Raw genomic sequence first — 18,267 nt, 5'->3', positions numbered from 1 at the left:
TTCGAAGCACCCGGGTTACGTCACTAGCGCACACCCTCGGAGAGGTAGGTATAGCCGGTAAGACCTTCATTCAATGTTACAAACAGAAGCTCGGCCGACTCGCCGGCAATGCCTGCGCTGGCAATGCGTTCGCGATAACTGCGGCGCAACGCTTCCAGGTCGTAGCCCACGTAGTCGAGCATCAGGTCGGTGGTATCGCCGCGGCGCTTGTGCCCAAACACATAGCTGCCGCCGTCCACGCGCACGTTCACCGCATCGGTATCGCCGAACAGGTTGTGGATGTCGCCCAGGGTTTCCTGATAAGCACCCACCATGAAGATACCGAGCCGATAAGGCTCGCCGTCCTTCAGTGCGTGCAAGGGAAGGCTCACATCCACACCCTCGGCGTCGACATAGTGGTCGATGCGGCCATCCGAATCGCAGGTGAGGTCGACCAGCACGCCACGGCGCGAGGGCTGCTCGTTCAAGCGTGCAATCGGGGCGATCGGAAATATCTGATCGATGGCCCACACATCGGGTATCGATTCGAACACCGAGAAATTGACGAAATACTTGTCGACCAGCTTTTCGTCCAGTTCGTCCAAGGCCTGGCGATGAGCACGCTCGGTCGGCAGCAGGCGGCCGCGCACCGCATTGGCGATGGCGTAATACATTTCATCCAGCCGCGCGCGATCGGCCAGCGACAACTGGCCGAGTGCATACAGCGTCTGCCCTTCCTGCAAGTGATGCTGCGCCTCGTGGAACAGCTCCAGCGACGGACGCACGCCGAGTTCGTCGTGCACTTCGCGCAAATGGCGCAGCACCGCCGGCTCATCTTTTTCGGCCGGCGGCAGGCTGCCTTCCGGCACCGCTTCCACTTCGCTGACGTTCACCACCATCACGGCGTGATGCGCGGTCATCGCGCGGCCGGCTTCGGTAAGAATGTGCGGAGCTTTCAGTCCTTCCGCATCCACCGCTTCGGCCAGCGACTGCACGATCGTGGCAGCGTACTGTTCCAGCGAATAGTTGATCGAATTGTGGCTGCGCGAACGCGAGCCTTCGTAATCCACGCCCAGCCCGCCGCCGACGTCGACGATCTCCAGCGGCACGCCAAGGCGCGTGAGTTCCACGAAATAGCGGGTCGCTTCGCGCATGCCGTTGGCGATGTCGCGTACGTTGGAAATCTGCGAACCCATGTGGAAATGCTGCAGTTTCAGCGTGTGCTTCAGGCCGGCCTGCTCCAGGCGTTCGACCAGGCCAAGCACCTGCGCCGGAGACAGGCCGAACTTGCCTTTGTCGCCACCGGTGTTCTGCCACTTGCCCGCACCGATCGACGCCAATCGCACGCGCACGCCGAGCAGCGGCTCCACGTCCAGCGCTTTCGCTTCGGCGATCACGTGTTCCAGCTCGGACGGCTTTTCGACCACGATGTGGATGCGCAGGCCGAGCTTGCGCCCGATCAGCGCCAGCCGGATGTATTCGCGATCCTTGTAGCCGTTGCAGATGACGATGGAGCCCGGGCGCGCCATCGCCAGCACGGCCATCAGTTCCGGCTTGGAACCGGCTTCCAGGCCGAAGCCGTGCTCGCCCGCGGCGACCAGTTCGGCCACCACGCCGCGCTGCTGGTTGACCTTGATCGGATAGATCGCGGTATAGCCGCCCGCGTAATTCCATTCGCCGATGGCTTTGGCAAAAGCGCCCTGCAGACGTGCGAGGCGGTCGGCCAGAATGTCGGGGAAGCGCACCAGCAGCGGCAGGCGCAGGCCGTCGGCACGCGCACGCTCTACGATCTCGGGCAGGGAAATGGCCGGGCCGCGCGCACCTTGCGGGCGCATCACGATGTCGCCCGCGTCATTCACGTCGACGTAGCCGTCGCCCCAGTAAGGCACGGCATAGGTATGGCGGGCGGTATCGGTGTTCCAGGGATTCGCCATGTGACGGTATCTCCTCTTTGGTGGACCGCTTGACTGGCCCAGGGGATGACATCGTCGCAGCGGCGAGCCTTGACGAACGAAAGTCCACCGGCCGGAAGCCTCGCACGCCGCGGGGCCGGAAGGACTTGCCGAGCCGTCCGAAAGTTGCAGGCCCGAATTCCTATTGTAATAGGCCATGGCGACAATTTGAGGTCACTCTCCCGGGACGCCGCCCCGGGTTGCCGCTACAATTACATCTCTTTAACCCCGATCTGCAGGATTTTTCCGTCATGTCGCAACCCAGCTGGTTCACCGAAGCTCACCAGGCTTCCGGTTCCTCCATCGGTTACCGCCTGGAGAAGCCGCTTCATGCGGAGAAAACCCCGTTCCAGACCATCGAGATCTACCAGACCACCGACTGGGGCAACCTGATGGTGATCGACGGCTGCGTGATGCTGACCAGCCGCGACAACTTCCTCTATCACGAGATGATGACCCACCCGGCGCTGTTCACCCATGCGCGCGCCAAGCGCGTGGTGATCATCGGCGGCGGCGACTGCGGCACCCTGCGCGAAGTGCTCAAGCATGAGGAAGTGGAGCACGCGGCGCAGGTGGAAATCGACGAGCGCGTGACGCGCCTGGCCGAGCAGTATTTCCCGGAACTATGCGAATCCAACAACGATCCGCGCGCCGAGCTGCTGTTCATCGACGGCATCAAGTACATGGCCGAGGCGGAGCCGGAATCGCTGGACCTGATCATCGTCGATTCGACCGATCCGGTCGGTCCGGCCGAAGGTCTGTTCAACGCCGCGTTCTATGCCAGCTGCCACAAGGCCCTGCGCCACGGCGGCATCCTGGTGCAACAGAGCGAATCGCCGATGGCCCACATCGAACTGATCAAGTCGATGCGTGCCGCCATGCGCACCGCCGGCTTCAGCGCCGTGAAAACCCTGCCGTTCCCGCAGCCGTGCTACCCCACCGGCTGGTGGAGCTGCACCATGGCGCGCAAGGGCGGCGACCTCGCCGGCTTCCGCGAGCGCGGCGCGCTGAGCAAGAACTTCACCACGCGCTACTACAACGCCGACGTGCACAAGGGCGCGCTGGCGCTGCCCGAATTCATGCGTGAAGCGCTGGGCGAATAAGGTTGCAAACCCTTGATGCCCGCCGCAAGGCGGGCATCAAAACAATCGGTCGCGCACTTTCGGCAACACCACCAGCACCAGGGTGGCGAGCGGCCCGAACAGCAGCGACAACACGAACCACAGCAGGCCGCTACGGTTTTTGCCCTGCGCCAGGCCGGCGTTGATCAAAGCCAAGGTACCCCACCCGACAAACCACGGGGCGTGTCCTTCGGCCAGCATCGAAAACGAATCCACGGCATTCTCCTGCGTACCGCAACGGCAAGCGGGCATCCTAGCAAGAGCAGCAGCCCTACTGCGCCTGACCTAAGTCGCTGACAGACAAGCGCTCTGCAATCGTTCAGAACAGCCTTCTGACGTCATGCCGGGTACGCGGAATCGTTCAGAGCATCCTTAATCCAGCCCGGGTATGCTGGGCGCTTTATGAATGACGGAGCACCTCTCATGCGTGGATGGCGTCCCCTGGCCCTTTCCCTTGCCTGTCTGCTTGCCGCCTCGGCGACTGCCATGGCGAACCCGCAAGCCAAGAAGGCCCCATCCAGCGCCATCAACGCTGCATCCGCCCGCAACAAGGCCCTTACTTCGTTCCAAAGCGACCTGGTCAGCGTGCTCGCACCGAGTGCCGATCCCCAGCGCCTGCTCGCCGCCGCCTTGATGGCGCGTCCGCTGCCGAGCCAGGCCAAGATCGTGAGCTTTCCCACGTTGATCAATCGCGCCGCCCATGCCGACGGTGCCGGCCCCGCGGAAAGCTGGGCGCGGTTGGCGGACTGCAATCCCAATACCGTGGGCGATTGCCCCAATGGCGACGCCCTGGCCCAACTGGTCCAGCAAGCGCCGGACAACGCTGCCGTCTGGCTGCTCAAATTGAGTCAGGATGCCAAGTCGCAGAAGAACGACGACGCGCGCCAGGACCTGGCCAAAGCCGCGTCGGCCAAGCTGTATGACGACTACAGCGGCATCGGCCTGCAAGCCCTGGCCAGCACGGTCAGCACCCTGCCGCCGCCCAACGCCACCATCGATCCCAACTCCGCCGCCGGCGCGGAAGGCGTGCAGGTGTTGATCGTCTTCGGCAGCGCCGCCGGCATGCCGCAGCCGGCACTGCGCGATACCGCCGCTTTCTGCGAACAGGGCGCGCCCAAAGATGCCTCCATCAAGGACGACTGCCTGAAACTGGGCAAGTTGCTCGAGTGGGGCTCCAGCCCCCTGGCGCGTTCGCTGGGCCTGCACCTGCGCGAAACGCTCAATACCGATCCGGGGCAGCAGCAAGATGCCCAAAACGCCCGCCGCAACCTGATCTGGCAGGTGCAGAACTTCGCGGCGCTGTCCTTGCGCGCGCAGAACAACAAGGCGCAATCGCAGCACCTGCTGGCCCTGGCCCGCAGCGGCGGCACCCAGATGAGCCTGGTGCTGGCGGCCCTGCACGACGACGGCATTCCCACCGACGCGCCCACCGACTGGCAGCCCCAGCAGGCAAAGTAATCGCAAGGAACGGGCAGGGCGCTGCATAGCCGCGCTTTTGCCCCATTTCCTCAACGCCACCGCTTGCCGGCGAGCGCAAAATAAATCTTGCTCCAGTCCACGCGTTCCCCGTTCCCAGTTCCCCGCCCTATTGCTACCCTTGGTCCACACCTCACGCGATCAGGGGTAACCGATGCTCACGGTGTTGGTAGCAAGCAGCAAAGGCGGTTGCGGCAAAAGCACGCTGGTCACCCAGCTTGCCTCGCACTGGGCGCAGGACAACAAGCGCACCGCCATCGTCGATAGCGATCCGCAGGGTTCCAGCTATCGCTGGGCCACGCTGCGTCCGGACAATGTTCCCGGCGTGCTGGCCACTGAAGGCAGCCGCAAGGCCTTGGACAAGTTGCCGCAGGACACCGAACGGGTCCTGATCGACACCCCCGCCGGTTCGCACGAAAAAGAACTGGAACCTTATCTGGAAAAGGCCAACGTGCTGCTGGTGCCGGTGCTGCCTTCGTCGTTCGACCTGCACGCCACCCTGCATTTCCTGGAACACCTGCGCGGCATCAACCGCATCAAGCGCGGCAAGCTGCCGGTGGCGCTGGTCGGCAATCGCCTGAAGCCCTGGACGCACGCCAGCCAGGAAGCCGTGGCGCAGCTGGGCGAACAGGCACCGTTTCCGGTCGTCGCCCAATTGCGCGACACCCAGGCTTATGTTCTGTTGACCTCGCTTGGCAAGGGTATCTTCGACTACGGATCCGAGCAGGTGCGCGGACATCAACAGGACTGGACACCCCTGCTGCGCTGGATCAAGCGCCAGCACTGAATGTGGAGGGAGCATCTCACTTATGCACGAACTGATTTTGCTACGTCACGCCGAAGCCCAACCGGCCCCGCCGGGTGGCGAAGACACCGTACGCCGCCTCAGCGGACGCGGTGAGCAGGAAGCCCGCGCCGCGGGCGACTGGCTCAAGAACCACGGCGTCAAACTGGATCGCGTGTTGTGTTCGCCGTCGGAGCGCACCTGCGCCACCGGCGCGCTGGCACTCGCCGCCATGGGGCAATCCTCGGCCATGCAAACGGCCGACGAAATCTACAACGCCACGCCCGGCGAACTGCTGGCCCTGCTCGACGGCCATGCCGACGCCGGCACCGTGATGCTGATCGGCCACAATCCCGGCATCGAGCGGCTGGTGGCCTTGCTGGTGGAAGGACGTTCGGACGAATTTCGCGGCATGCCTCCGGCCGGACTGGCCGTGCTTCACCTGGATGGCCCGCTGGAGCCGGGCAACGCACGACTGGATGCGTTCTGGTCTCCATGATCGGCTGCGCACGCAGTGCGCCCAATCAAGCTCTGCGGCGACTGGCCTTCCTCTGGCTATGCCTGTTGCCGGCCTTGGCGAAAGCCAGCCATACCGATTACCGCATCGACCCCGCCACCTCACAGGCCACCTTCCAGGTGCGCCTGTTCTGGCTGGATCACGTCAACGGTGACTTTACCCAGGTGTCCGGCGAGGTAGACCCCGGCCCGCTTCCCGACAGCTGGGTGGTCGACGCCAGCATTCCGGTGCAAGACATCAGCATGCCCTCAGCACGCATGCGCCGATGGGTGCTGGCGCCGGCGTTCTTCGATGCCGAACATCACCCCGTCATTCACTTCGTATCCGACCCGTTCGCGCAAACCGAACTGGACATCGGAGGCACGCTGACCGGCTACATCACCTTGCGCGGCGTCACCGCGCCGATCCAGTTTTCGGTGCAACCGGCCCATTGCACGCGCCTGACCGCCGTGCCGTGCCGGATCACCTTGAGCGGCAGTCTGCAGCGCAGCACTTTCGGCATGAACAGCGATCACCTGGCGCTATCCGATAGCGTCGACCTGAATCTGAGCATCACGCTGCAGCGCGACATTCGCTGAGTCGCAAGTATCATAGGCGGCATGCATCTGCGCTGCGGTCTCGTCGTTGCTTTATTGCTGGCCGCCTTGCTGCAGGGCTGCACCCTGAGCCGTGCGCAAATCAAACGTGCCGACAGCGTGGTTGCCGCCAGTGTCGACCAGCGCCGCACGTGCGATCGCGAAGACCTTTGCGCCATGCCTTCGCCCCTGCTCGATGCCGCCGACCAGGCCCTTGCGCATTCCACGCCCGACCGGCCCGAACACGTCGTCACCCTGCTCGACGACAGCGAGGCGGCGATGGTCGCGCGGATCAACCTGATCCGTGCCGCACGCCAGTCGATCGACGTGCAGACCTACATCTGGGATGAGGACGACACCGGCGAGCTGATCCTCAACGAACTGATCGGCGCGGCACGCCGCGGCGTGAAGGTACGCATCCTGGCCGACCAGCTGTTCTCGTTCGAAGACCCCGACCTGCTCGAACGGCTGACCCGGGTCAGCCCCAACCTGCACGTGCGCCTGTACAACCCCACGTTCAACAACTCGCGCACGCCGCCGCTGGAATTCGCCGCCGGCATCGTGTGCTGCTTCATGAAGTTCAACCAGCGCATGCACAACAAGCTGCTGCTGGTGGACGGCCGCATCGGCATCACCGGCGGCCGCAATTACCAGGACCGCTACTTCAACTGGGACAACGATTTCGATTATCTCGATCGCGACGTCATGGTCGGCGGACCCGCCGCGCAACAGATGGCGGCAAGCTTCAACCTGTTCTGGAAGCTCAAGCGCTCGGTACCGCTCACCCATCTGCGCGACGTGAACCGGTTGATTCTTCGCGATCCCACACCGCCGCCGTGGCCCACACCGCATTACACCTATCCGGCCCGCGTGGAAGACGCCGTCAACGAGGCGCAGGATCCGGACTGGCTTACCCAGCACCTGATCGACCCCAGCCTGATCACCGGCAAGGTGGAATACTTCAGCGACCGACCCGCAAAAACCGAGCAGCCGGACAAGCGCGACGCCCTGCAATTCACCGCGCACCTGATGCACCTGATCGGCGGCGCCCAGCACGAAGTGATCCTGCAGACGCCGTATCTGGTGATGAGCCGGCGCGCGCAGAAAATCTTCAAGCGCCTGCACCGGCAAGCGCCGCCGCCGCAGATCGTGGTGTCCACCAACTCGCTGGCCTCCACCGATGCGTTCGCGGTGTATGCCGTGTCGTACAAGCATCGCAAAAGCTATCTCAACCAGTTCGGCTTCAACATCTACGAATTGAAACCGCACGCACCGGTTGCCGCCGATGCGTACGTCCAGGCCAACGTCATCGACGAGACCGAAGACAGCGATACCTCGCTGGTGCCCAAACTCCTCACCCTCGGGCGCCGGCGTTATCCCGGCACCGACCGTCGCCCCGGCCTGTTCGGCAGCATCGGCAAGCGCAACCGGCCCGCGCCGCTGCTCAGTGCGGGCCGCCGTTTCGGCCTGCACGCCAAGTCGCTGGTGGTGGACGACAGCTTCGCCATGGTCGGCTCGCACAACTTCGACCCGCGCTCGGACCACTACAACACCGAGGCCGGCGTGATCGTCTACGACCAGCGCTTTGCCAGCGAGTTGCGCACTTCGATCCTGCAAGCCACCGAAGCGCAGAACGCCTGGATCATCGCGCCGCGCAAACCCACCATTCCGGTGCTTGGACAGGTCAGCCAGGTGATCGGCGACATTTCGGCCAAGCTGCCGTTCTTCGACCTGTGGCCGTTCCGCTACGCCACCAGCTACGAACTGAAACCCGACTGCCCGCCGATGCAGCCCGGCAATCCCGATTTCAGCCGCTGCTATGAGGCGGTGGGCGATTTCCCCGACGTGGCGATCTCGCCGAAACTGCTCTACACGCGCCTGATCACCGCATTCGGTGCGGGCGTGAAAGGCATTCTCTGATCAGGGATTCTGCGCGAGCTGCGTCGAGGCCGAGGTGAAACTCAGCGGCAGGTCGCCGCTGAAACCGCCCGGATGATCGGCCGGCACGGCGAATCGCCACTTGTGCGCCATTGCCAGCGCGTTGGCATCCAGCACGGCATCGCCGCTCGATTGCGCCAGCCAGGCCTGGGCGACCTGGCCCTGGCCGTCCACCACCAGGTGCAACACCAGGTTGCCCGCGCCATGTTCGCGCATCTGGGCAAACGGCATGGAAGACATCGGCATCGACACCGGCACCCATTCCACCGCTTTCGGAGGCGGCGTGGCATGCAAGGCCGGCACGATGGCCGGCATCAAGGCGTAATGGGGGTGCGTCTCGACGATGGCGTGCCTGGGTGTGACGCGCAATCGGTGCGCCAGATGCAGCGGTGCTGCGTGATGGAACGCCACGCGTCGCCCCACATACGCGCCGGTGGAGGCCGCACTGCCGCCGGACATCCCGCTGAGCCACTGCGTACCGGCAATGCCGATGCCCAGGGCAAGCAGGCTCAAGGTGGCGGTCGTGCGGAGACGAAGCATCGGCAATGCGGGCAGCGGTCAGGGACGTTCGAGGATGGCAGTTACGCCCATGCCGCCGGCGGTGCAGATGGAAATCAGCCCGCGCCCGGAACCCTTCTGCTCCAGCAGCCTGGCCAGCGTCGCGATGATGCGCGCACCGGTCGCCGCAAACGGATGCCCCACCGCCAGGCTGGACCCGTGCACATTGAGCTTGGCCGGATCGATGCTGCCGAGCGGCTGCTCCAGGCCCAGGCGATGCTTGCAGTAATCCGCCGACTCCCACGCCCGCAAGGTGCACAGCACCTGCGCCGCGAAGGCCTCGTGGATCTCGTAGAAATCGAAGTCCTGCAGGGTCAAGCCGTGGCGCGCCAGCATGCGCGGCACCGCCACGGTGGGCGCCATCAGCAGCCCTTCGCCATGCACGAAATCCACCGCCGCCACTTCCGCGTCGCGCAGGTAGGCCTGGATCTTCAGCCCGCGCTGGGCCGCCCACGCCTCGCTGCCCAGCAGCACCGCGGCCGCGCCGTCGGACAAACCGGTGGAATTGCCGGCGGTGAGCGTGCCCATGCCGGAGGTCTTGTCGAAAGCCGGCTTGAGCGCGGCCAGCTTTTCCAAGCTGCTATCGGGACGCAGGAAGCCATCGCGCTTCAGGCCGCGGAACGGGATGACCAGGTCCTCGAAGAAGCCCGATTCATAAGCCGCCGCCAGCTTGCGATGGCTTTCCAGCGCCAGCTGGTCCTGATCCTGACGGCTGACGTGCCATTCCTTGGCCATCTTCTCGCAATGGTCGCCCATCGACATGCCGGTACGCGGCTCGGCCACACCGGGAAACGAGGGCTTGAGCTCGCTCAGGGAAAAGCCGCGCACGGCGGTTTTCAGCTTGTCCAGCGGCGTCTTGGCGCGATTGACCGCCAACAGGCGCTTGCGCAGGCGCTGGCTGAACACGATCGGCACGTCGCTGGTGGTATCGGAGCCGCCGGCAATGCCCGCTTCGATCTGCCCGGCGGCAATCTTGTTGGCGATGATGATCGCGTTGTCCAGCGAGGTGCCGCAGGCGCGGGCCGTGGTGATGCCCGGAGTCGTCGGCGCCAAGCCGGAGCTCAGCACGGCCTCGCGGGCCAGGTTCCAATCGGAGGAGTGCTTGATCACCGCCCCCATGGCCACCTCGCCCAGCTCCACCCCATGCAGCCCGAACCGCTCGACCAGCGCACCCAGCACCTTCACCGACATGCCGAAGTTGCCCACGTCCACATACGCCGTGTTATTGCGACAGAACGGGATTCGCACACCGCCGATGACGCCGACGCGCTGCTGCGTGTTTTCCATAGCCTGAGTGGTCCAGATACACCTTGATTCCGGCAAGGCTAACCCGCTACGTGCCGTGGCGAAAGCCCGTATCGGCGCGTCTGCGACGTGCATTACAGGACGGTTGAGAAAGGCTGTCGCGCATCGCGGCCGGTCGCCGGCCGGCAAGGCGACAACCGGCCGCGTGCCGGCGGGCTGCTAGACTTGCCGTCTTTGTGTCCTTGGAAACAGCTCGTGGAAGCCGGTCCGCTGCAAGCCTTGCCCGCCGTCCTGGCGCTGGAACTCTCGCCTGGAGAACACCCGCAACGCTTGAGCCTCAGCCGCGACGAGGCGGCCGAACTGGCGGCCCTGATCGCCGAGGACCTGCACAAGCTGGTCCCCGACGTGGCCCAGGCGCGACTGGCCCTGGCCGGCGCGCTGTTCGATACCGTCGAACTGCTGCGCCCGGGCTTTCCGGTATGGGCCACGCTGGATGAGCTGGCACGGCGCGTGCCGCGCGGCCAGCTGGAAAACGTCGTGGCCTTCGGCAGCCACGAAGGGCACATGCCGGCACAGCCGCTGGAACCGGACCCGGCCTACGCCGACGGCCCGATGCGCCTGCTGCCGCTGACCCTGCTCGTCCCCGAGGCGCTGGCCGAGGATCTGGCCGAACGCCTGGAAGTGGAACTGGTCGGCCGGGGCGAAGCCGGCGCGCAGACCGCCGACTGGCTGATGCGCCACTTCGGCGTGCGGCTGGAACATGCGCGGTATCTGAGCCGCAACGATCTGCTCGCCCTCACCTGCGTGCAATACGAACACGTCAATCTCGCTCCGCTGTGGCAGTTGCTCGAAGCGGCCATGCTCACGCCCTATCGCAGCGAAACCACTCTGAGTGCGCGCGGCCTGGGCCTGCGCTACGCCGACGGCAAGGTCTGGCTGCAATCGCCGACGCAGTGGCTGGCCACGCAGGCGGGCGACGGCGCCGAGCGCAGCCACGCATTCGCCGGCGCGATCTTCGAGTTGCGCCAGTACGCGGCGCTGCTGCATGCCCACGCTCTTTCACTTCACCTTGACGTTTCGGGCAGCGACGACGCATCCGCGCAAGGCTGGCTGAGCGAAACGCTGGGTAACGCGGATAACGCCTACGACGCCCCCGCCCTGTTTGCCCACGAAGCCGCCGGCCTGGGCATCGTGGCCGTCACCGTGGCGCAGCAAGGTGCGGGAGGCCGCGCACGCGCGCTTGCGCATGCTTATCCGCTTCGACCGGATGCCCTCGGCCCGCTGATCGCCACCCTGGCCGATCGCTTCGGCACCACCAACGAGCTGCACGCCCTGGGCCGTATTCAGCTTGACGAAAGCGGCCGGCTCGGTGCGCCGAACGCGTCGTTGCATTAAACGCCCCCTGCCGGCGCCGGACATGATGCAAACCGGCCCCGGTCCGGCGCATGATGTGCGCTGTTAGACCGGTCAACTCTGCGCATGCCGAAGGCGAACCAACCCACCGAAGGCCGTTCCTTCACTCCGCAGACCGAAGCGGAGCTGCTCGCGCACGTCGTGCAGAACGTGCCCGCGCTGATCTCCTACATCGATCGCGACGAACGCTTCGTGTTCGCCAACGATGCGCATCGCCAGTGGTTCGGCGTTGACGCACATCAGGTGATAGGCCGGCTGGTCAGCGAAGTGCTGGACCCGGAAAGCTACCTGCGCGCACGCACCGCCCTGCTGCAGGCGCTGAGCGGCCGCCATTCCAGTTACGAGGGCGAATTGTTCAGCGCGCCGCGGCGCCGCTACGTGCACGGCAGCTTCACCCCCGACACGGACGAACACGGCCACCTGCGCGGCGTGCTCACCGTGTTTACCGACATCAGCGAGCGACACGCCCTGGAAGAACAGCTGCGCGAAAGCGAGCAGCGTTTCTCGCAGGCGTTCCAGCACGCTGCCGTCGGCATGGCGCTGATCCTGCCCGCCGGACGCTATCAACAGGTCAATGCGGCGTTGTGCGAGATGCTCGGCTACACCGAGGCGGAATTGCGCGCGATGAACTGGCGCGACATCACCCACCCGGACGACCTGCCCCTGAGCGAGGCGCTGGCCGGGCAACTCATCCAGGGCAAGCGCGAAGCCTTCCAGACCGAGAAGCGCTACATCCATCGCGACGGACACATCGTGCACGTGCTGCTGAGCGTGGCGCAGATCCGCAACGAAGCGGGCCAATTCAACTACGCCGTGATCCAGGTGCAGGACATCACCAAGCGCAAGCAATTCGAGGAAGCACTGTTCCGCGAACGCCAGCTGGCCGAAGTCACGCTCAATTCGATCGGCGACGCGGTCATCACCACCGACATCGCGCTCAACGTCACCTCGCTCAACCCGATTGCCGAGGCGATGACCGGCTGGTCCAGCGCCGATGCCAAGGGCAGCCCGCTCGACGACGTGTTCCGCCTGCGCGACATCAACAATCGCCAGCCGCTGGACAACCCGCTGCGTCAGGCCATGCGACGCAACGCCATCGTCGATTTCAGCGGGCGCGCCATCCTGCTCCATCGCAACGGCTTCGAAACGCCGATCGAAAATTCCGCCGCGCTGATTCACGATCACGCCGGCAACGTCACCGGCGGCGTGCTGGTCTGCCACGACATCAGCGAAAACCGCACGCTTGCGCTGAAGATGATCCAGCTGGCGCAGCACGACACGCTCACCGGCCTACCCAATCGCAGCCTGCTGTACGCGCGCATCGAACAGGCCACCGCCATGGCCACCCAGCGCCATCGCCAGTGCGCCCTGCTCTACCTGGATCTGGATCACTTCCGTCGCATCAACGACACGCTCGGCCACGGCGTCGGCGACCAGGTGCTGCAAGCCGTCGCGCAGCAGATCCGCAGCACCCTGCGCGACAGCGAAGACCTGGCCTTCCGCTACACAGGCGACGAATTCGTGGTGCTGCTGCCCAGAGTGGACGACGCCGACGAAGCCGCCGGCTTCGCGCAGCGCCTGCTCGATGCCTGCTCGCAGACCCGCGTGCCGCACCTGCCGCCGCTCGACATCCGTGCCAGCATCGGCATCAGCCTGTTCCCGCGCGACGCCACCGAACCCGATGCACTGGTGCGCACCGCCGACGCCGCGATGTACGAAGTAAAAACCCAGGGGCGTCATGGCTACTGTTTCTACGCACCGGAAATGAGCCAGCGCTCCGCCGCCAGCCAGCGCATCGAGAATGTGCTGCGCCACGCGTTGGCGCATGGCGAACTGTCGCTGCAATATCAGCCCAAGGTCGACGCCGTGCTCGGCCACATCGTGGGCGCGGAAGCCTTGTTGCGTTTGCAGGTCGAGGGCAAGGATCTGTTTGTCCCCGACCAGTTCATTCCGGTGGCCGAAGATACCGGCCTGATCGTTTCGATCGGCACCTGGGCCCTGCGCGAAGCCTGCCTGCAGGCGCGCCGCTGGCAACGCGAAGGCCGCGCGATTCCGGTATCCGTGAACGTGTCGCCGTTGCAATTTCAGTACGCCGGTTTCTACGAACGCCTCGACAGCATTCTCAACGAGACGGGACTGGATCCCAACCTGCTCGAACTGGAATTGACCGAACGCACCATGATGAGCGGCGGCGACGGCACCATTCGCCTGCTGCGCCGCATTCGCCAACGCGGCGTGCGCCTGTCGCTGGACGATTTCGGCACCGGCTACAGCAGCCTTTCCTACCTGAAACACTTCCCGGTCGACGCCTTGAAGATCGATCGCGCCTTCGTGCGCGACATCACCCAGGACGCCGAAACCGCCGCGATCACCAGCGCCATCATCGCCATGGCGCGCAGCCTCAACAAAGACGTAATCGCCGAAGGCGTGGAAACCGAAGTGCAAAGCACCTTCCTGCGCGAAGCCGGCTGCTCGCAGATGCAAGGTTTCCTGTTCGGACCGCCGATGCCGGCCGAGGCGCTGGAACTGCGGTTGGTCGAGCAGGCTGCTGTCAGCTTGTAACGAACCCTCCCCCGTTAGCAGGGGAGGGACAGCCCCGCGCTCGCACCATCGCCATCAATGCCACTGCGACGGCGTCTGCAATCGATGCCCGTCGCAGTTCAACGCCGTCACCACTTCATCCACGCGCAGGCCGAAATCTTCCAGCAGTTGCCCGAGATTGGAGCGTCGCACCTCCAACAACACGTCTTCCTCTTCCTCGGTCGAGGCATAAATCACTTTCGCCATCAGAAACAACTGATCGCGCAATTGCTCCAACTTGCGATATTGCTCTTCGTGCAAGACATATCCGCGCAGCGTCATGGCCGCAGGCTTGAACGCTTTCATACCGTCACTCCACACCGTTAGACACGCCGCGCATTGCGCGCGGCGTGAGGGATAACAGAGAAAAATCTGCAAGCCGTGTAAGCGTATGCCTACGCTTAGTCGGCCGATATCCGCTAAGACCCGGCTTCGTGCGTGAGGCACGAACGTGAAGTGAGCGAAAGCTGGCACAGCGGGGGCACGCATGCGTGCGGGTGCCGTATGATCCGGGGACCCATGATCAACTCCTTGCTTAAGTTGGTTGTGGTAGCGAGCCGTGTGGGGTGATGACCCATGCGGCTCGCGCTCTTTCACTTCATACGCCGGGCGTGGGCTGATCGAACCGACGAAAGCGCGCCCGGCATGCGCAATATCTCGCACCAGCCCGTTCCCTGTATGTCGGCGTGTGCGGATGATCGCGGAGAGAAAAGCCCTTCAACGCGCTTTGCTCCTCCCCCTGTCCCGTGGGACAGGGGGAGGCTGGGAGGGGGGTGCTCTTTGCGCACATCAAACGCCGCGAATATTCGAAGCAACCTCAACCCACGGCGTAGCACCTAAAGCATCTGCTCATACATGAAGTAATGGCACTGCTCCATGCCCAACTCCTGGTAGGTGTTCTGCGCACGGTGATTTTCCGTTTCCACATAAAGGCGCAAACCCACCGCGCCCGCTTCCTTGGCACGCTTCGCAACCTCGGCATACAAGCTGCGGAACACACCGCCGCGGCGCGCTTGCGGCGCCACATACACGCTCTGGATCCACCAGAAATCGCCGTTGCGCCAATCGCTCCATTCGTAGGTCACCAGCAGGCAGCCGGCTGCGGCACCATCCCGTTCGGCGACCAGGTAAAAGCCGCGACGCGGCTCGTCCAGCACGGCTTGCACGCCGCGCAGCAATACTTGCGGATCGAGTTGCTTGCGCTCGGTTTCCCACGCCATGGCGCGGTTCCACTCGGCCACGTTGGCGATGTCGTCGCGCCCGGCGAGGCGAATGGTTGTCGTTGACACTGTCTCTGCTCCGTCGTTCACGAGTGCCGCTTGCGCGACGCACCCAGTTTGCGCGTCAAGGTATTGCGCCCCACACCCAGCGCCGCCGCCGCATGCTGGCGATGGCCTTCGTTGGCGGCCAATGCCGCTTCCATCAGCACGCGATCCAGCGCTTCGCGCGCCCGTGCATGAATGTCCTGTTCGTCGTGTTCCAGTGCGCGTTCGGCCCAATCGCGCAAGGCGTCGGTCCAATCGCCGCGTGTGGTGTCGACGGACTTTCCAAGATCGGCCGGCAGGATTTCCGCACCCGACGCAATCACCGCCAGACGCCGGCACAGATTTTCCAGCTCGCGTACGTTGCCGGGAAAATCGCGCTGCGCGATGGTTTTCAGCGCCGCCTTCGAAAAGCGCTTGGGCGCCAGCTTCAGCTCCTGCACCGCCGTGGCCAGAAAGTGCTGCGCCAACACCGGAATATCGCTGCGACGCTGCCGCAGCGGCGGCAGCTCGATGCGCACTACGTCCAGGCGGTGCTTGAGGTCGGCACGGAACTGCCCGGCTTCCACCCGCGCATCCAGATCCTGGTGCGTCGCCGCGATGATGCGCACGTGGCAGCGAATCAATTCGCGCCCGCCCACACGATAAAACTCGCCACCAGCCAACACGCGCAATAAACGCGTCTGCAAGATCAACGGCATGTCGCCGATCTCATCCAGAAACAGCGTGCCGCCTTCGGCCTGCTCGAAACGCCCCGCCACACGGCGCGTAGCGCCGGTAAACGCGCCGGCCTCGTGGCCGAACAACTCGCTTTCCAGCAATTCGCTGGGGATGGCCGCGGTGTTCAGCGCCACAAAGGGCTTGTCGCGCCGCGCGCTTTCATCGTGCAGCGCGCGCGCCACCAGCTCCTTGCCGGTGCCGGTTTCGCCCGTGACCAGCACATTGAGATCGCTGGCCGCCACGCGCCCGATCAGTCGAAACACTTCGCGCATCGGCGCGCTTTCGCCGAGCAGCGCGTGCGGCGATACGGTCGGCATGTCCGCCGTCGGCACGTGCGGCGCATCGGCCAGCGCACGCTGCACGGAAGCCAGCGCCTGGTCCAGGTCGAACGGCTTGGCGAGATAGTCCACCGCACCGGCGCGGTACGCAGCCGCCGTCGTGGCGACATCGGTATAGGCACTCATCACGATCACCGGACCGATGTGTTGCGCGCGCAGTTCATCCAGCAATACCAAGCCACCTTCGCCCGGCATGCGCACATCGGTAACCACCAGCGCCGGCGTTGTTTCGCGCAGGGCGGTGCGCACGCTCGCCGTATCGCTGAATTCGCGTACCGACAAACCGGCGTCGCGCAACGCTTCGGCCAGCACGAAGCGCACGCCGCGATCGTCGTCGACGATCCAGATGCCGGAGGTTTCGGTCTGTTTAGCCATCGGCACGCCCCGAGGAAGCCGCGCCGCCGCGCGGCGGCAAAGGAAGATAAAGCGAGAACACGGTTTCGCCCGGACGACTGACATAGCGCAGTTCGCCGCCATGTTCGTGCACGATCTCGCGCGACAACGCCAGGCCCAGGCCCGTACCGTCGGCACGGCCCGATACCAGCGGTTCGAACAAGGTGTCGCTCAAGGCCGCCGGCACGCCGGGGCCGTCGTCGATCACATCCAGGCGCAACGCACTGCGCAACATGCGCTCACCCAGGCGCACGCCGTGCTCGACGCGGCTGCGCAGCGTGAGTGTCTTCGCACCCGCTTCGATCGCGTTGCGCGCAAGATTCAACATCACCTGCTGCAAACGATCTGCATCGCCTTGCACGTCGGGCAGGCTCGGATCGTAATCGTGGCGCAAGCGCGGCGGCGACGGCTCGGCCTGAATCAGATCGCACAGATGCTCCAGCAGGCGATGCAGATTCACCGCACCCCACTGCGGCACGCCGTCGTGACGCAACAACCGATTGGCCAGCGCCGCAAGCCGATCCGCTTCGGTGATCACCATGCCGGCCAGCGCCTGCATGTCCGCATCGTCCAGACGACGTTGCAGCAACTGCGCCGCACCGCGCAGTCCGGCCAGGGGATTCTTCACCTCATGCGCAAACCCGCGCAGCGTCGCCGACAGCGGCGACACGCCCGTCACCGATTCCGCCAGCACGTGCACTTCCACCAGCAGATGACCGTCTTCCAACGGCTGCAACGCCACATCCATCCGCGGCCCACCGCCTTGCGCACCCAACAAAGGCACGCCACGACACTGCACCGAACGCTGCTCCGCCAGACTGCGCGCCGCCTGCTCCGCCAACGCCGAATCCTGCAACACACTCCCCAACGGCTGCCCCTGCACGTGCCGCAACCCCAACCCCAGCCATTCCGCCAACGCCGGGTTGATCCACTGCACACGCAGCTGCCCATCGACCACCGCCAACCCGGTCGACATCTGCTCCGCCCAGCCTCGGGAGTGCCATTCGCTCATTGCACCATCATGGACAATGCGCCCGCCTGGTGCAATCATAAATGTAAGATATTGTATTTGATATATTTTTACCGTGTTCAGAACCACATAGTTTGTGCAGTCCAAACAAACTACGGGGTAGATGATTCCCTCCGGATGCGACAACGTTTGCGCATTGAAAGACAAACGAATGTTGTGGCTTAGTGCCGGGAGTCGCGGCTCGCTTGAGGTATCTATAAGCTTTGCCGTTTGCGCCGATCAGCCCAATTTTTACTGGGGGTACCGGCCCTCTAGAAATCAAGTTTGCTGGATCAACCCAAAGCACGCCGCTACTTGTGGAAAACCACAAGCGCCCGTCCGTCCCCACTGTTCCAGACGGAAGTGGTATTTCTTGTCCAGCGAGTCCATCGACGCCGTCTGATGAG

16 protein-coding genes are annotated in these 18,267 nt (G+C 64.5%); 8 read left to right on the top strand and 8 right to left on the bottom strand.

Going from position 1 to position 18,267, the window contains the following annotated elements; genetic code table 11:
• Window positions 1-23 precede the first annotated feature (23 nt).
• Window positions 24-1,913, bottom strand: coding sequence for an arginine decarboxylase (gene speA / locus ISS99_RS10670; protein ID WP_204631582.1), 1,890 nt, complete (start codon window positions 1,911-1,913; stop codon window positions 24-26).
• 269 nt (window positions 1,914-2,182) lie between these two features.
• Here speA and speE point away from each other — a divergent pair, with 269 nt between their 5' ends.
• Window positions 2,183-3,034, top strand: a complete 852-nt coding sequence (speE, locus tag ISS99_RS10665) for a polyamine aminopropyltransferase (RefSeq protein WP_204631581.1) — start codon at window positions 2,183-2,185, stop codon at window positions 3,032-3,034.
• A gap of 36 nt (window positions 3,035-3,070) precedes the next feature.
• On the opposite strand, the gene ISS99_RS10660 is transcribed toward speE, so the two are convergent.
• Window positions 3,071-3,253, bottom strand: a complete 183-nt coding sequence (locus ISS99_RS10660) for an antitermination protein NusB (RefSeq protein ID WP_204631637.1) — start codon at window positions 3,251-3,253, stop codon at window positions 3,071-3,073.
• 222 nt (window positions 3,254-3,475) lie between these two features.
• On the opposite strand from ISS99_RS10660, the gene ISS99_RS10655 reads away from it, so the two are divergent.
• The 5 genes from ISS99_RS10655 to ISS99_RS10635 all read left to right on the top strand — a co-directional run bounded on the left by ISS99_RS10655 (window position 3,476) and on the right by ISS99_RS10635 (window position 8,324).
• Window positions 3,476-4,510 carry a hypothetical protein gene (locus tag ISS99_RS10655; protein WP_204631580.1) on the top strand — a complete coding sequence of 345 codons (1,035 nt, stop codon included), beginning with the start codon at window positions 3,476-3,478 and terminating at the stop codon, window positions 4,508-4,510.
• A 172-nt stretch (window positions 4,511-4,682) separates the two neighbouring features.
• Window positions 4,683-5,315 (top strand): ParA family protein, encoded by a 633-nt coding sequence (locus tag ISS99_RS10650; RefSeq protein WP_204631579.1) that lies wholly within the window; start codon window positions 4,683-4,685, stop codon window positions 5,313-5,315.
• A 22-nt stretch (window positions 5,316-5,337) separates the two neighbouring features.
• A complete protein-coding gene (locus ISS99_RS10645; protein WP_204631578.1) occupies window positions 5,338-5,811 on the top strand; it encodes a SixA phosphatase family protein in 474 nt (157 codons plus the stop codon).
• Window positions 5,808-6,407 (top strand): YceI family protein, encoded by a 600-nt coding sequence (locus ISS99_RS10640; protein ID WP_204631577.1) that lies wholly within the window; start codon window positions 5,808-5,810, stop codon window positions 6,405-6,407. The genes ISS99_RS10645 and ISS99_RS10640 overlap by 4 nt, the downstream gene beginning before the upstream one ends.
• Window positions 6,408-6,428: 21 nt before the next feature.
• Window positions 6,429-8,324: a phospholipase D-like domain-containing protein gene (locus tag ISS99_RS10635; protein WP_204631576.1), complete on the top strand. Its 1,896-nt coding sequence runs from the start codon at window positions 6,429-6,431 to the stop codon at window positions 8,322-8,324.
• Here the strand turns inward: ISS99_RS10635 and ISS99_RS10630 are convergent, their stop codons facing one another.
• Window positions 8,325-8,882 (bottom strand): energy transducer TonB, encoded by a 558-nt coding sequence (locus ISS99_RS10630; RefSeq protein ID WP_204631575.1) that lies wholly within the window; start codon window positions 8,880-8,882, stop codon window positions 8,325-8,327. It lies immediately after the preceding gene.
• A gap of 18 nt (window positions 8,883-8,900) precedes the next feature.
• A complete protein-coding gene (locus tag ISS99_RS10625; RefSeq protein WP_204631574.1) occupies window positions 8,901-10,187 on the bottom strand; it encodes an acetyl-CoA C-acetyltransferase in 1,287 nt (428 codons plus the stop codon).
• A gap of 213 nt (window positions 10,188-10,400) precedes the next feature.
• On the opposite strand from ISS99_RS10625, the gene ISS99_RS10620 reads away from it, so the two are divergent.
• Together ISS99_RS10620 and ISS99_RS10615 are read left to right on the top strand one after the other, a co-directional pair.
• Window positions 10,401-11,540 (top strand): hypothetical protein, encoded by a 1,140-nt coding sequence (locus ISS99_RS10620; protein ID WP_204631573.1) that lies wholly within the window; start codon window positions 10,401-10,403, stop codon window positions 11,538-11,540.
• 84 nt (window positions 11,541-11,624) lie between these two features.
• On the top strand, window positions 11,625-14,120 hold the full coding sequence (locus tag ISS99_RS10615; RefSeq protein WP_204631572.1) for a sensor domain-containing protein: 2,496 nt from the start codon (window positions 11,625-11,627) through the stop codon (window positions 14,118-14,120).
• 54 nt (window positions 14,121-14,174) lie between these two features.
• Here the strand turns inward: ISS99_RS10615 and ISS99_RS10610 are convergent, their stop codons facing one another.
• The 4 genes from ISS99_RS10610 to ISS99_RS10595 form a co-directional block, all read right to left on the bottom strand.
• Complete coding sequence (locus ISS99_RS10610) at window positions 14,175-14,444, bottom strand: XAC0095 family protein (protein WP_204629745.1); 270 nt, start codon at window positions 14,442-14,444, stop codon at window positions 14,175-14,177.
• Window positions 14,445-14,974: 530 nt separating this feature from the next.
• Entirely contained in the window at window positions 14,975-15,427 is a 453-nt protein-coding gene (locus ISS99_RS10605) for a GNAT family N-acetyltransferase (RefSeq protein WP_284343748.1), read from the bottom strand.
• Between the two features lie 17 nt (window positions 15,428-15,444).
• Window positions 15,445-16,833 carry a nitrogen regulation protein NR(I) gene (gene ntrC, locus ISS99_RS10600; protein WP_204631571.1) on the bottom strand — a complete coding sequence of 463 codons (1,389 nt, stop codon included), beginning with the start codon at window positions 16,831-16,833 and terminating at the stop codon, window positions 15,445-15,447.
• Window positions 16,826-17,863 (bottom strand): two-component system sensor histidine kinase NtrB, encoded by a 1,038-nt coding sequence (locus tag ISS99_RS10595; protein WP_204631570.1) that lies wholly within the window; start codon window positions 17,861-17,863, stop codon window positions 16,826-16,828. Before ISS99_RS10595 ends, ntrC begins: the two co-directional genes overlap by 8 nt.
• Window positions 17,864-18,267 lie beyond the last annotated feature (404 nt).

This window comes from Dyella mobilis, assembly GCF_016904945.1.
In the GTDB taxonomy this organism is placed as follows: domain Bacteria; phylum Pseudomonadota; class Gammaproteobacteria; order Xanthomonadales; family Rhodanobacteraceae; genus Dyella_B; species Dyella_B mobilis.
Note: the sequence above shows the minus strand (reverse complement) of the source record. Positions and strands in the feature narration are given on the sequence as shown.

Coding starts and splice junctions, on each gene's coding strand:
- speA (WP_204631582.1), bottom strand. CDS start 1,913: ATGGCGAATCCCTGGAACACCGATACCGCCCGCCATACCTATGCCGTG.
- speE (WP_204631581.1), top strand. CDS start 2,183: ATGTCGCAACCCAGCTGGTTCACCGAAGCTCACCAGGCTTCCGGTTCC.
- ISS99_RS10660 (WP_204631637.1), bottom strand. CDS start 3,253: ATGCTGGCCGAAGGACACGCCCCGTGGTTTGTCGGGTGGGGTACCTTG.
- ISS99_RS10655 (WP_204631580.1), top strand. CDS start 3,476: ATGCGTGGATGGCGTCCCCTGGCCCTTTCCCTTGCCTGTCTGCTTGCC.
- ISS99_RS10650 (WP_204631579.1), top strand. CDS start 4,683: ATGCTCACGGTGTTGGTAGCAAGCAGCAAAGGCGGTTGCGGCAAAAGC.
- ISS99_RS10645 (WP_204631578.1), top strand. CDS start 5,338: ATGCACGAACTGATTTTGCTACGTCACGCCGAAGCCCAACCGGCCCCG.
- ISS99_RS10640 (WP_204631577.1), top strand. CDS start 5,808: ATGATCGGCTGCGCACGCAGTGCGCCCAATCAAGCTCTGCGGCGACTG.
- ISS99_RS10635 (WP_204631576.1), top strand. CDS start 6,429: ATGCATCTGCGCTGCGGTCTCGTCGTTGCTTTATTGCTGGCCGCCTTG.
- ISS99_RS10630 (WP_204631575.1), bottom strand. CDS start 8,882: ATGCTTCGTCTCCGCACGACCGCCACCTTGAGCCTGCTTGCCCTGGGC.
- ISS99_RS10625 (WP_204631574.1), bottom strand. CDS start 10,187: ATGGAAAACACGCAGCAGCGCGTCGGCGTCATCGGCGGTGTGCGAATC.
- ISS99_RS10615 (WP_204631572.1), top strand. CDS start 11,625: ATGCCGAAGGCGAACCAACCCACCGAAGGCCGTTCCTTCACTCCGCAG.
- ISS99_RS10610 (WP_204629745.1), bottom strand. CDS start 14,444: ATGAAAGCGTTCAAGCCTGCGGCCATGACGCTGCGCGGATATGTCTTG.
- ntrC (WP_204631571.1), bottom strand. CDS start 16,833: ATGGCTAAACAGACCGAAACCTCCGGCATCTGGATCGTCGACGACGAT.
- ISS99_RS10595 (WP_204631570.1), bottom strand. CDS start 17,863: ATGAGCGAATGGCACTCCCGAGGCTGGGCGGAGCAGATGTCGACCGGG.